This is a genomic window from Variovorax sp. 05N34, from assembly GCF_056397405.1.
In genome coordinates this window covers 168,035-181,827 of sequence record NZ_JBFTNI010000010.1, presented here as the reverse complement: position 1 = coordinate 181,827, position 13,793 = coordinate 168,035, and the positions used below count along the sequence as shown (strand labels likewise).

Below are 13,793 nucleotides of genomic sequence, written 5' to 3'. Positions count from 1 at the left end.
CTACTTCAAATCGGCATAAAATCGCAGACGGCCTGAAGCCAGGGCGCCATCGTCCGGGCCGACCTCGCGGCCGCAGTCCGCGGCCATGCACCGTTTTCACCATTTCCTGGAGTTTTCCCATGAGCAAAAAGCCTGTTCGCGTTGCCGTCACCGGCGCCGCTGGCCAAATCGGTTACGCCCTGCTGTTCCGCATCGCCTCCGGCGAAATGCTCGGCAAGGACCAGCCGGTCATCCTGCAACTGCTCGAGATCCCCGACGAGAAGGCCCAGAAGGCGCTCAAGGGCGTCATCATGGAACTGGAAGATTGCGCGTTTCCGCTGCTCGCGGGCGTGGTCCCTACGGGTGACCCGCTGGTCGCCTTCAAGGACGCCGACTACGCGTTGCTGGTAGGCGCTCGCCCACGCGGACCCGGCATGGAGCGCGCCGACCTGCTGGCCGCCAACGCCCAGATCTTTACCGCCCAGGGCAAGGCGCTCGACCAGGTCGCGAGCCGCAACGTCAAGGTGCTCGTGGTCGGCAACCCTGCCAACACCAATGCGTACATCGCCATGAAGAGCGCACCGAGCCTGCCGCGCAAGAATTTCACCGCCATGCTGCGCCTCGACCACAACCGCGCAGCCAGCCAGATCGCCGCCAAGACCGGCACGGCCGTGGGCGACATCGAGAAGCTCACAGTCTGGGGCAACCACTCGCCCACGATGTACGCCGACTACCGCTTTGCCACCGTCGGCGGCAAGAGCGTCAAGGACCTGATCAACGACCAGGTCTGGAACGCCGACGTGTTCCTGCCGACCGTCGGCAAGCGCGGCGCCGCGATCATCGAAGCGCGCGGCCTGTCGTCGGCTGCGTCGGCGGCCAATGCCGCCATCGACCACATGCGCGACTGGGCTTTGGGCTCGAAGGGCAAGTGGGTCACGATGGGCATCCCGTCCGACGGCCAATACGGCATCCCCAAGGACGTGATCTTCGGTTTCCCGGTCACCACCGAGAACGGCGAATACAAGCTGGTCGAAGGACTCGAGATCGACGCTTTCAGCCAGGAGCGCATCAACAAGACGCTCAAGGAACTGCAAGACGAACAGGCTGGCGTCGCCCATCTGCTCTGAGTACGCACGCCAGCCATGCTCGACTGGAACCCCGCGCTCTATCGTCGATACGAGGATGAGCGCACGCGCCCCGCGCAGGAACTGCTTGCGCGGGTGCCTCTGACAGAGGCCGCTCGCATATACGACCTCGGCTGCGGCCCGGGCAATTCCACCGAGCTGCTGGTGCATCGGTTTCCGGCGGCGCAAGTCGTTGGGACCGACAACTCCGAAGCCATGCTGAAGAGTGCGCGCGAGCGTCTGCCGCAGGCGCGCTTCGAGCTCAGCGACATCTCCGCGTGGCAGCCGGAGTCGCCACCCGACCTCATCTACGCGAACGCGGCTCTTCAATGGGTGCCTGATCACGGGACGCTCATTCCGAGGCTCTTCGCTGCGTTGGCGCCAGGCGGCGTTCTGGCGATCCAGATGCCCGACAACCGGCAGGAGCCTACGCATCGCGTGATGCGCGAGGTCGCGGGCGAAGCGCCGTGGGCGCAGGCCATCGGCGATGCGGACAGGGTGCGCACGGAACTGCTGGGCATTGAGGGCTACTACGACCTCCTCGCCGCAGACGCGGAAAACGTGGATGTCTGGCGTACCGCCTATCAACATCCGATGGCTTCCGCGGCGTCCATCGTCGAATGGGTTCGCGGCACCGGCCTCAAGCCTTTCGTCGACCGCCTGACCCCGGAGCTGCAGGCCAGTTACCTGGCTGAATACGAGCGCCGGATTGCGACTTCATACCCACCGCGAGCCGACGGCCGCTTGCTGCTTGCATTCCCGCGCATGTTCATCGTCGCGCGGCGAAAGGCATGAGGTTGCACGAATGAGCGCGGATTCGTCAGTTGTTCATCCGCGCCAGGTTCTCCTCGGCGCCCAGGCCGGCGCGGTCGTGCTGCCCGTTTGCGATCACTACAGCGGAGTCGAGGCGCGCATGCGCAAGAGCCTTGCCTTGCAGGCGGAGATGGCCGCGGAGTTCGGCGCCTGCGTCTTCGACGTCACGCTGGATTGCGAGGACGGCGCTCCTGTTGGCGGCGAGGCGGAACATGCGGCGCTGGTCACTGAACTCGCGCTCGCTGCCGATCCGGCCATGCGAGTCGGGGTCCGTGTGCATCCGGTCAATCACCCGGCTTTTGCGGGTGACGTGATCACCATCGCGGGGCTCGCCGGCCACCGGCTCAGCCACCTGATGGTGCCGAAGGTCGAATCGATCGAAGACGTGCACGTGGCGGTTGAAGCACTCGATGCCGCCGGCGCCGAAGCACTGCCTTTGCACGTGTTGATCGAATCGCCGCTCGCCGTTCACCATTCATTCGAGATCGCAGCCCATTCGCGGGTGCAGTCGCTCAGCTTTGGCTTGATGGATTTCGTGTCCGCTCATGGCGGTGCGATTCCGGCCGATGGCATGGGGGCTGCCGGCCAGTTCACTCATCCACTGGTGGTGCGCGCCAAGCTTGAAATCGCTTCCGCCGCCCACGCGCACGGCAAAGTGCCCTCGCATTGCGTCGTCACCGAATTCAACGACATCGAAGCCATGCGTGGAGCAGCCAAAAAAGCAGCCAACGAGTACGGCTTCACTCGCATGTGGAGCATTCACCCCAGCCAGATCCGCCCGATCCTCGAAGCGTTTTCGCCCGATGATCGGCAGATTCAAATCGCTACAAAAATAATCGCGGCCGCAAGCGATGCCGCTTGGGCGCCGGTCAGCATCGATGGCACATTGCATGACCGCGCCAGTTACCGCCATTTCTGGCAGGTCTTGGAACGGGCGCACGCCACAGGCCGCACCTTGCCAAGCGAGGCGCGGGCATGGTTTGCCCCGTCGTCACCCTGAAACCCAACCCCCGAAAGAATCACACCATGAAGACAATCGCGCTGATTGCCGCTGCCGCCTTCGCAATGCCGCTGGCAGCTATGGCTCAGACCACCGCCCCGGCCAAACCCAAGTCGAAGATCACCCACAAGGTGCTGCCGAAGAAGATCGTCAAGAAGATGGAAGAAAAGCAGCCCATCAGCGAAGAAACCGACGTGACGTTGTCGCCCGAGGACCTGAAGGTCGCCGAACGCGTCTTCACGGGCGCCATCAAGTGCGAACTCGGCGCCAGCGTGAACATCCAGGCCGACGAGAAAAAGCCGGGCTTCTTCACGCTGACGCATGACGGCAAGCGCTATCGCCTCCACCCCGTCGAAAGCCGCACCGGTGCAATCCGCCTGGAGGATCCGCGTGCCGAAGCGATGTGGCTGCAGCTTGGCAACAAGTCGATGCTGATGAGCCAGAAGCTGGGCTTGCGCCTGGCTGACGAATGCCAGGCGGCCAAGCAGGTCGAGGTCGCTGAGGACATGAAGAAGAACCCGCCGAAGAGCCTCTTCGAAGGCGCTGATTCGGCGACTCCCGTGAAGAAGTAGCAGTCCCCAAGGCGCGGCTCTTGCTTCCCGAGCGGGAGCCGCCCACCCATTTGTGTATCCGGAGAAGAAAAGATGTTGCAAGCCTACGTTGACCATGTCGCCGAGCGCGCTGCGCTCGGCATCCCGCCGCTGCCGCTGACCGCCAAGCAGACCGCCGAACTCATCGAGCTCATGAAGGCACCGATCGTCGCCGAAGCCGAGTTCCTGCTCAATCTGCTGACGTATCGCGTACCTGCCGGCGTGGACGACGCGGCCAAAGTCAAGGCGAGCTATCTCGCTGCCGTTGCACATGGGACTGAGAAGAGCAAGCTGTTGTCGCGCGCTCGCGCCACGGAACTGCTGGGCACCATGCTCGGCGGCTACAACATCGGACCATTGGTCGACCTGCTGGACGATGCGGAAGTGGGTTCTGTCGCCGCTGAGGGGCTCAAGAAGACGCTCCTGATGTTCGATCAATTCCATGACGTCCAGGAAAAGGCCGACAAGGGCAACGCCAATGCCAAGGCCGTGCTCCAGAGCTGGGCCGATGCCGAATGGTTCACCAGCCGCCCCGAAGTCCCCCAGAGCCTTACCGTGACGGTCTTCAAGGTGAGCGGCGAAACGAACACCGACGATCTGTCGCCCGCCCCGGACGCCACGACCCGTCCCGACATCCCGATGCACGCATTGGCGATGCTCAAGAACGCGCGTCCCGGCATCCAGCCCGAGGAAGACGGCAAGCGCGGCCCCGTCAAATTCATCGAATCGCTGAAGGAAAAGGGCCATCTGGTCGCGTACGTCGGCGACGTCGTTGGTACGGGTTCGTCGCGCAAGAGCGCCACCAATTCGGTGCTGTGGTTTACGGGCGAGGACATTCCCTACATCCCGAACAAGCGCTTCGGCGGCGTGTGCCTGGGCACCAAGATTGCGCCGATCTTCTACAACACCATGGAAGACGCCGGCGCACTCCCGATCGAGCTGGACGTGAGCCAGATGGAAATGGGCGATGTGGTCGAGCTGCGTCCCTACGAAGGCAAGGCGCTGAAGAATGGCGTGGTCATCTCTGAATTCAAGGTCAAGAGCGATGTGCTCTTCGATGAAGTGCGTGCCGGTGGGCGCATCCCGCTGATCATCGGCCGCGGCCTCACGGCCAAGGCGCGCGAAGCGCTGGGTCTGCCTGTTTCCACGTTGTTCCGCCTGCCGGTCAGCCCGGTGGACACCAAGAAGGGCTTTTCGCTCGCGCAGAAGATGGTCGGGCGTGCATGCGGTCTGCCCGAGGGGCAGGGCGTGCGCCCGGGCACTTATTGCGAGCCGAAGATGACCTCGGTCGGCAGCCAGGACACCACGGGCCCAATGACCCGCGACGAGCTGAAGGACCTGGCGTGCCTGGGCTTCAGCGCCGACCTGGTGATGCAATCGTTCTGCCACACGGCTGCCTATCCCAAGAAGGTGGACGTGAAGATGCACCACGAACTGCCCGACTTCATCTCTACGCGCGGCGGTGTGTCTCTGCGTCCGGGCGACGGCGTGATCCACAGCTGGCTCAACCGCCTGCTGACGCCGGACACGGTGGGGACGGGCGGCGACAGCCACACGCGCTTTCCGATCGGCATCAGCTTTCCGGCCGGCTCGGGCCTCGTGGCCTTTGCCGCCGCCACGGGCGTGATGCCGCTCGACATGCCCGAATCGGTGCTGGTGCGCTTCAAGGGCAAGATGCAGCCGGGCGTGACGCTGCGCGACCTCGTCAATGCCATTCCGCTTTACGCCATCAAGTCAGGGCTGCTGACGGTCGAGAAGAAGGGCAAGAAGAACATCTTCTCGGGCCGCATTCTCGAGATCGAGGGCTTGCCGGATCTCAAGGTCGAGCAGGCGTTCGAGCTGAGTGACGCCTCGGCGGAGCGTTCGGCCGCCGGTTGCACGGTGCACCTGAACAAGGAACCGATCATCGAATACATCAACAGCAACATCACGCTGATGAAGTGGATGATCGCCGAAGGCTATGCCGACGCCCGCACGCTGGGCCGCCGAATTGCCGCGCAAGAGGCATGGCTCAAGGACCCGCAATTGCTCAAGGGTGATGCCGACGCCGACTACGCCGCCGTGATCGAGATCGATCTGGCCGACATCCACGAACCCATCGTGGCCTGCCCGAACGATCCGGACGATGTGAAGACGCTGTCCGACGTCGCCGGCGCAAAGATCGACGAAGTGTTCATCGGCTCGTGCATGACGAACATCGGCCACTTCCGCGCTGCGTCCAAGCTGCTCGAAGGCAAGCGCGACATCCCGGTCAARCTGTGGATCGCGCCGCCCACCAAGATGGATGCGCACCAGCTCACCGAGGAAGGCCACTACGGCGTGTTCGGCAATGCCGGTGCTCGCACCGAAATGCCGGGCTGCTCGCTGTGCATGGGCAACCAGGCTCAGGTGCGCGAAGGCGCGACGGTGATGTCGACCAGCACGCGGAATTTCCCGAACCGCCTGGGCAAGAACACCAATGTCTATCTCGGCAGCGCAGAGCTCGCCGCGATCTGCTCGCGCCTGGGCCGTATCCCTACGCGTGAGGAATACATGACCGATGTCGGCGTGCTCGATGCTTCCAGCAAGCAGATCTATCAGTACCTGAACTTCGACAAGATCGACGACTACAAGGAAGTCGCCGCGACGGTCGCAGCCTGATCGACGGGCGGCCCGGGCCGATTCAGCCCGGCCGCTGCGCCGCGAGCGCAGCCAGGGCATTTGCAGTCTGCGCATCCGCTGGAAAGAACGATTCGACGGCAAGTTCCTGCAGCGTCACGTCGACCGGCGTGCCGAAGATGGTCGTGGTGCTGATAAAGCTCAGCAAGCCGTCAGGCGTCACCAGCTGAAAGGGCACCACCACGTTTGCCAGTTCGCCGCCGGTCGCCGGGGCATCGTGGCTGACCTCAGGTTGCGGAAAGCCGGCCAGCTCATCGTGAAGTGCCGATAGCGCGGTGTCGCCTGTGGCGGCAATCTGCTGCTGAAGGCGCTCCAGCAGATGCGCTCGCCACTGGCGCAGGTTGGCGATCCGGGGGGCGAGGCCGTCCGGGTGAAGGCTGAGTCGAAGGACATTGATGGGGGCCTGGAGCAGTTCCGGCGCAGCGCCTGCCATCAGGAAGGGCACCAGTGCGTTGTGCGCGACGAGATTCCAGTGCCGGTCGATTGCCAGCGCGGGAAACGGTTCGTGCCCTTTGAGGACCAGTTCGACGGCCCGCTTGGCTGAGGCCAGCGCCGGGTCGTCCAGCGAGCGCTGCCGGTACATCGGTGCGTAACCGGCGGCGACCAGCAGCGCGTTGCGTTCTCGCAGCGGCACTTCGAGCCGTTCGGCCAGGCGCAGGACCATTTCGCGGCTGGGCTCCGCACGGCCGGTTTCGACATAACTGAGGTGGCGGGTCGAAATCTGCGCCTCGTTCGCCAGATCGAGCTGGCTCAGGCGACGGTGCTGGCGCCAATGGCGCAAATGAGTGCCGAACGGGTCGGCCGCTGTCGGGGAGGCGTGGTGGATGCTCATGGCCACCATCCTAGTGAAGCTGCGCGCAACGGCCATGACCTCTCACGTCATCGCAAAGCCGCGCGATTGGCGCCCTGGGACTACTGCCGACGTCATGGAACCCTGCTATCTTTGGAGAGCTTCCACGAATTCACAGGAGTTTCCCTATGGCCAAAGAACTGGCTCACGCCTTTGCCCCCATGTTGAAAACCTTCAAGACCGCGTCGGGCAAGGCCGGGAAGTACTGGTCTCTCAAGGAACTGGCCAAGCAGTACCCGAATGTCGAAAAGCTGCCGGTCTCGATCCGCATCGTGCTCGAATCGGTCCTGCGCAACTGCGACGGCCAGAAAGTGACGGCGGAACACGTCAGTCAGCTCGCCAACTGGGCGCCCAACGCGGAGCGCACCGAGGAAATTCCCTTTGTCGTGACGCGGGTGGTTCTGCAGGATTTCACTGGCGTGCCGCTCCTGGCCGATCTTGCGGCCATGCGCAGCGTGGCAAAAACGCTGGGCAAGTCGCCCAAGACCATCGAGCCGCTGGTGCCGGTGGATCTCGTGGTCGACCACTCGGTCATGGTGGACTACTACGGTACGCCGAAGGCGCTCGACCTCAACATGAAGCTCGAGTTCCAGCGCAACAACGAGCGCTACCAGTTCATGAAGTGGGGGATGCAGGCCTTCGACACCTTCGGCGTGGTGCCGCCGGGCTTCGGCATCGTCCACCAGGTCAACCTCGAGTACTTTGCGCGCGGCGTCTACAAGAGTGCCAGCGACCACGGCGATCCCCCCGTGTACTACCCTGATTCCCTGGTCGGCACCGACAGCCACACGACGATGATCAACGGTATCGGCGTGGTCGGTTGGGGCGTGGGCGGCATCGAGGCCGAGGCTGCGATGCTCGGCCAGCCGGTCTACATGCTGACGCCGGACGTCGTCGGCTTTGAGCTCACCGGGAAGTTGCGCGAGGGCGTGACCGCTACCGATCTGGTGCTCTACGTCACTTCCATCCTGCGTGGCGAGAAGGTGGTGGGCAAGTTCGTCGAGTTCTTTGGCCCGGGTGCTGCATCGATAGGGGTGCCGGACCGCGCGACGATCGGCAACATGGCGCCAGAATACGGCGCGACCATGGGCTTCTTTCCCGTCGACGAGATGACGGTGGCCTATTTCAAGGGCACCGGCCGCACCGACGAAGAAGTCGAGCGCTTCGAGGCCTACTACAAGGCGCAAGGGCTTTTCGGAATGCCCGCGCCTGGCGCGCTCAACTACACCAAGGTGGTGAAGCTCGATCTCGGCACTGTGACGCCCAGCCTCGCCGGCCCGAAACGCCCGCAGGACCGCATCGATCTCGGGCACCTCGCCACCAAGTTCTCCGAGCTCTACAGCAAGCCCAACGAGGCCAACGGATTCAACCTGCCGGCCGATACGCTGAACGTGCGCTATCCCCTGACCACGAATGGCGAAGCAGGCGAACAGGACGTCGACCCCACGCCGGGCTCGCCTCGGCAGAATCTCGAAATGGTGGCAAACCGGACCACGCGGGAAGCTGCACACATTGGCGACTCGGCGCCGACGAACCCTGTGGGCAAGGTCACGATCGGCAACGGCGACGTCCTCATCGCTGCGATCACGTCTTGCACCAACACGTCCAATCCGAGCGTGCTGCTCGCTGCCGGACTGCTCGCCAAGAAGGCGGTGGAGGCCGGTCTTACCGTCGAGCCCCACGTCAAGACTTCGTTGGCACCCGGCTCGCGCATCGTCACCGAGTATCTGGAAAAAGCAGGGCTGCTGCAGTACCTCGAGAAACTGGGCTTCTATCTTGCGGGCTACGGATGCACGACCTGCATCGGCAATGCGGGTGACCTGGCGCCGGAGATCAACGAGGTCATCACCAAGAACAACCTTGTCGGCGCCGCGGTGCTGTCCGGAAATCGCAATTTCGAGGCACGCATCCATCCCAACATCAAGGCCAACTTCCTGGCGTCGCCGCCATTGGTGGTGGCCTATGCGATTGCAGGCAACGTGATGGTCGACCTCATGACGCAGCCGGTCGGCAAGGGCCACAAGGGGAAGGACGTCTATCTGGGCGACATCTGGCCGAGTGCGAGGGAGATCGACGAGAACCTGGCCTACGCGATGAACGCCAAGGCCTTCCGCAAGAACTACGAGCAGATCAAGGAGAACCCCGGCAAGCTGTGGAGCAGCATCAAGGGCACGACCGGGCAGGTCTACGACTGGCCAGAATCCACCTACATCGCGGAGCCGCCGTTCTTCGAGGGTTTCAAGATGGAGCCGCACGCGACCGACGCCGGCTTTACGGGCGCGCGCATCATGGCGCTCTTCGGTGACTCGATCACTACCGACCATATTTCGCCGGCGGGTTCCATCAAGGAAAGCTCGCCGGCCGGGATCTGGCTCAAGGCGCACGGCGTGTCGAAGGCGGACTTCAACAGCTACGGTTCACGCCGGGGCAATCATGACGTGATGATGCGCGGCACCTTCGCGAACGTGCGCATCAAGAACCTCATGATCCCGGCCGGGCCCGACGGCTCGCGTGAAGAGGGCGGGGTGACGCTCTTCCAGCCGGGCGGCGAGAAGATGTTCATCTATGACGCCGCCATGAAGTACATCGCGCAAGGCGTGCCGACGATCATCTTTGGTGGCGAGGAATACGGCACCGGCTCTTCGCGTGATTGGGCGGCCAAGGGCACGCAACTGCTCGGCATCAAGGCGGTGGTGGCTCGCAGTTTCGAGCGCATCCACCGAGCCAACCTGGTCGGCATGGGCGTACTGCCGTTGCAGTTCCGCGGCGCTGATTCCTGGGAGAGCCTTGGACTCACTGGCGAAGAAAAGATCGACGTGGTGATTGGTGGCGAACTCAAGCCGCAGATGGACGTCAAGCTTGTCGTGCATCGCTCGGACGGCAGCCACCAGGAGGTGACCGTGCGCCTGCGCATCGACACGCCGATCGAGGTGGACTACTACAAGCACGGTGGCATCCTGCCATTCGTGCTCCGGCAACTGCTCGCGGCCTAGATCGCCAGAGCGGGGACGGGCGCTTTCGGCAGCAGACGTGCCGTGAAGTGTGGATCCTTGTAGTAGCGGATCTTCTCGCACATCACCGGATGAGGAATGCCTTCATAGAGGAAGACTTCCTTGTCCCGGCCCATCGCTTTCAGCTCCTGCGGAAGCATGAGTGCGCGCCGTTCCTCGGATTGACCGCGTGAAACATCGCCGCGGCTTCGCGTGAGGTTTTCCTTGCGCACAGTGGTGTAGCCGAGCATTTCCGAATAGTCGTTGGCGTCCTGTTGCTCGCGTGGCGCATACACGATCTGCAGGGCGTGGTTGGTGATCAAGGTGCGGGCGACTTCCTTGCCATAGGTGGCGTCGAGTTGAGCCACGCTCTGGATGATCGGCAAAAGGCGGATGTTGTAGCCCGCCATGTATGAGACGGCGTTGGCGATGATGTCCACCTTTCCGATCGAAGTGAACTCGTCCATCAGCAGCAGGCATTGGTGCTTCAGGCTCGGATTGTTCTGCGGCAACTCCCTCGTGTTGAGATTGATGAGCTGGCTGAAGAAGAGATTCACGATGAGCCGGCTTTCCGCCAGCTTGTTCGGTTGGATGCCGATGTAGATGGTCATCTTCTTGCGGCGCAAATCGGTCAGCAGAAAATCATTGGTGCTGGTCGCCGCATCCAATACCGGATTGATCCACGCGTTGAGTGGCTCCTTGAATGAGCCGAGGATCGAAGCGAAAGTCTCATCGGCTTGTGACAGCAGATTTGAAAACGCAGCCCTGGCGTTCTCGCTGAGAAAGGCTTCATTCGACAGCGACTCGTAGTACTTGCGCAGGTCGGTGCCGTCGCCCGAGGAAAGCCGGTACACGGAGCCTAGCGTCGCATTTGCTTGCTGCGGCAATCCATGCATCGCCTCGAGGGCCAGTTTCTCGACCAGGTACAAAGTGAAAGCCATGAAGGCATTGCGAGACTGGCTGACCCAGAACTTCTGATCGTCGGAGCCGTCTGGATAGAGCATCGCTGCGATGCTCATCAGGTCCGACACACGGAAGGCTGGGTCATTCGAAACGTAGCTCAGCGGGTTCCACCGATGTGTGCGCCGATCTTCCGCAAACGGGTTGAACAGAAAAACTTCCTGGCCCTGACTGGCTCGCCAGCCGCTTGTGAGCTCGAAGTTTTCCTGCTTGATGTCCAGGACCACCACCGACTCCTGGTAGTCAAGAAGATTCGGAATCACGACCCCGACGCCCTTGCCCGACCGCGTCGGCGCGGCCAGGATCACGAACTGCTGCCCGCCGAGCCGGATCAGCCTTTCCTTGAACTTGCCGACAAGAATGCCGTTGCTCGACGGTTTGAACATGCCGGCTTTGTTCAGGTCGCCCGCTTCCGCGAAACGCGCATCGCCGTGAATGGACGGCGGCTTTTTCCTGGCGAGCAGAAGCAAAGCGCCAAGCCACGCAACAAGCGGAATTCCGAAGCCCGCGTAGCCGGCCCATCTGACGCGGTCGACATAGGGTCGCATCTCCGGAAGGTCGAGCGCGCGGACGTAGCTGAGGTAGGTGTTCCACTGGAGCGCGTCGGTGCCGAGTTGGAGCAACATCAGCACGATGAAGCCGGACAAGTAGCTGGCGGCCACGGCAACTGCCAAGGTCAGGCCGATGGCCCAGCACCATTTGGTTTTGCTCACGGCTTAGAGCGCGCGCGAAGCGCAATGCTCGCGAGCGGGCTGTTGCGCCACTTGGGACTGCGTGATCGCTGCGAGTTGCTGATGCTCTGTCGTCCGATCCAACGCTTGCGTGCTTTGAGCGACTGATGTGTTGAGTGCCTCGACCGTCGGCACGCTGGCGACGCGTTTGAGTGCCGAATCCAAAGCGCCCTGCACCACGAACACCTTAGAGGTGTCAGTGCTGAGCACCACGTGGTCGATACGGCTCATTCCGTGCTCGCGTGCGGTGACCACCAAGGCAGCCGCCAGGTTGTCGCTGCGCGAATCGGGCGCGCGGCCGACACTGGCGTCGAGCTTGTGGACGCCGCTGAGCGCCTGCTTGAACAGTCCGTGATCGGAATGCGTGGCGCTGTCGAGTTGAGCGACGGCAGGAGAGGGGGCCACGTGCGCTTGCCTTTTGTCCTGGAGCGATGCATCCAGCTCGGCGAACGTTTGAGGGCCGACAACGCCGTCTGCCCTCAGTCCATGATCGTGCTGAAAGGCCTTGACCGCGTGGCGAGTGTTTGCGCCAAAGTGGCCGTCGGGCTTGAGTGCATTTCCGTGCGCGTCGGTGTAGCCGAGCGAACTGAGTCGGCACTGGAGTTCGTGGACGGCTTCTCCGCGAGCGCCGAGTTGTACGGTGGCTTGTGAATGCGCGACGGTTGAGGCAGAAATGAGCACTTCACCGCCGGTGAGGCTTGCCATCAACTCGGGAGTGAGCTTGTTTTGCCACTCCGCAAAGCGCGCCTTGCGTTCCGCCAGTCCGGTTTCGCCGTTGTTGATCACATGCGTGGCGTTGGTGACGTCTTCTGGTGCGACGCGGTGCACGTACCGATTCCAATACCAGACGGCGATCTTCGAAGCGTTTTCCGGCTCGGCAGCCAGTTGGGGCTTCTCGACAAGGTCGAGATTCAGCGCCTGACCCGCTTCACGGTAATTGTCCTTGCCGGTCAGCTGTATGTACCCGCGGCCCCTGTACTTGAATCCATCCCCGGGATCGTTGTTGCCCATGCGACCGCTGTACATGAGCTCCGCCAGTTTTTCGGGACTGCCTTGCAAAGCCTCCTGGCGGGCGGTTTCCAGTGCTTCTGGTCCCTTTCGCAACGCGGAGAGAACGGTTATTTGCGCAATGTTCTTCGTGTAGCGAAAGCCTTCCTCAAGGCGCTTGAGGTCGCTGGATTCGAAGGTCACCTGAGCCATGAAGTTGGCCAATTCCTTGGGCGCCTTGATGCCGGCAGCTACGGCATCGAGCATCAACTGGGTTTCTCGATTAGTCGTCATTCACTCCCTCTTTTCTTCTACTTCTATCGAGCTATGCGCGCGCCTCCTCGAAACCGAGGAGGGCAATTCATGGCAGCGTCACCTGCGGCAGAGTCGACGAATCGAAGTCGGCGAAGCGCACGATCCCCAATTTCTCGTCTGTCAGAGTGAGTTCAATGGCGCTGCCATCGATCGAGTCCTTGACGCCGCGTTGGACTTCCTCGATCAACCAATTGCCTTGCGCTGCGGTGTACTTGAATGTGTATCTGTTCCACCAGTGGCCGCGCGATCCGCCTTCCGTGACCAACGTAAATCCGCCCTTGTCGATGCGCGCATAGCCGAAGGGATCGCCCGCAAGGCCGCCGCATCGGTGGCAAAGAACAATCTTGTCGTTGCGAGCTGCAACTTGCAGGTGGCCTTGGGCATTGCGGATCGCCAGCAGCACCGTTCTTGACGGCCCTTGCCCAGCCATTTCGTCGGTACTTGGTGGATCAAGGACGATCAGGGCGTCGAGCCGACCATCGCCGTTCAGGTCGCCCACCTGCGAATCCAGAATGCGCATCCCGTCCACTTCGAAGGCTTGCAACTCGTCCTTTGTGGACTGCTTGGCCGGCGCAATGGCCGAAGAGATCGCCTTTTCGGCGTCGGATGTGCCAGGGTGAGGTGTAGCGGCGTTGGAGCTGCTGCCGCTGCAGCCCGCGAGCGCCATACAGAATGCAAGCGTCGTGACGTGAGTGATTTTCTTCATGCTGAAATTTGTTGACTGATCAATGTTGGAAAGGGGTGGATTGAGAATCGCCGCTGCCCTGCCACTCGCCGCTGGAGATCGCTTGCGGGC

General features: G+C 62.5%; 10 protein-coding genes. 6 read left to right on the top strand and 4 right to left on the bottom strand.

Annotated elements, in window-relative coordinates; translation table 11 throughout:
- The first annotated feature begins 119 nt into the window (after nucleotides 1-119).
- From AC1DMA_RS25280 to AC1DMA_RS25260, 5 genes are all read left to right on the top strand, one after another.
- Nucleotides 120-1,106, top strand: a complete 987-nt coding sequence (locus AC1DMA_RS25280) for a malate dehydrogenase (protein WP_478127274.1) — start codon at nucleotides 120-122, stop codon at nucleotides 1,104-1,106.
- Nucleotides 1,107-1,121: 15 nt separating this feature from the next.
- Nucleotides 1,122-1,898, top strand: a complete 777-nt coding sequence (tam, locus tag AC1DMA_RS25275) for a trans-aconitate 2-methyltransferase (RefSeq protein WP_478127273.1) — start codon at nucleotides 1,122-1,124, stop codon at nucleotides 1,896-1,898.
- Nucleotides 1,899-1,908: 10 nt separating this feature from the next.
- Complete coding sequence (locus AC1DMA_RS25270) at nucleotides 1,909-2,916, top strand: HpcH/HpaI aldolase/citrate lyase family protein (RefSeq protein WP_478127272.1); 1,008 nt, start codon at nucleotides 1,909-1,911, stop codon at nucleotides 2,914-2,916.
- A 26-nt stretch (nucleotides 2,917-2,942) separates the two neighbouring features.
- Complete coding sequence (locus AC1DMA_RS25265; RefSeq protein WP_478127271.1) at nucleotides 2,943-3,488, top strand: hypothetical protein; 546 nt, start codon at nucleotides 2,943-2,945, stop codon at nucleotides 3,486-3,488.
- A gap of 72 nt (nucleotides 3,489-3,560) precedes the next feature.
- Nucleotides 3,561-6,146 carry a bifunctional aconitate hydratase 2/2-methylisocitrate dehydratase gene (locus AC1DMA_RS25260; RefSeq protein WP_478127270.1) on the top strand — a complete coding sequence of 862 codons (2,586 nt, stop codon included), beginning with the start codon at nucleotides 3,561-3,563 and terminating at the stop codon, nucleotides 6,144-6,146.
- A gap of 22 nt (nucleotides 6,147-6,168) precedes the next feature.
- On the opposite strand, the gene AC1DMA_RS25255 is transcribed toward AC1DMA_RS25260, so the two are convergent.
- On the bottom strand, nucleotides 6,169-6,996 hold the full coding sequence (locus AC1DMA_RS25255) for a helix-turn-helix domain-containing protein (RefSeq protein ID WP_478127269.1): 828 nt from the start codon (nucleotides 6,994-6,996) through the stop codon (nucleotides 6,169-6,171).
- Between the two features lie 146 nt (nucleotides 6,997-7,142).
- On the opposite strand from AC1DMA_RS25255, the gene AC1DMA_RS25250 reads away from it, so the two are divergent.
- Nucleotides 7,143-10,007, top strand: a complete 2,865-nt coding sequence (locus AC1DMA_RS25250) for an aconitate hydratase (RefSeq protein WP_478127268.1) — start codon at nucleotides 7,143-7,145, stop codon at nucleotides 10,005-10,007.
- On the opposite strand, the gene AC1DMA_RS25245 is transcribed toward AC1DMA_RS25250, so the two are convergent.
- The 3 genes from AC1DMA_RS25245 to AC1DMA_RS25235 form a co-directional block, all read right to left on the bottom strand.
- Nucleotides 10,004-11,677, bottom strand: coding sequence for a type IV secretory system conjugative DNA transfer family protein (locus tag AC1DMA_RS25245; protein WP_478127267.1), 1,674 nt, complete (start codon nucleotides 11,675-11,677; stop codon nucleotides 10,004-10,006). The two genes, AC1DMA_RS25250 and AC1DMA_RS25245, sit on opposite strands and share 4 nt — an antisense overlap.
- Before the next feature lie 3 nt (nucleotides 11,678-11,680).
- A complete protein-coding gene (locus tag AC1DMA_RS25240; protein ID WP_478145845.1) occupies nucleotides 11,681-12,976 on the bottom strand; it encodes an XVIPCD domain-containing protein in 1,296 nt (431 codons plus the stop codon).
- 67 nt (nucleotides 12,977-13,043) lie between these two features.
- Complete coding sequence (locus AC1DMA_RS25235; protein WP_478145844.1) at nucleotides 13,044-13,703, bottom strand: hypothetical protein; 660 nt, start codon at nucleotides 13,701-13,703, stop codon at nucleotides 13,044-13,046.
- Between the last annotated feature and the right edge of the window lie 90 nt (nucleotides 13,704-13,793).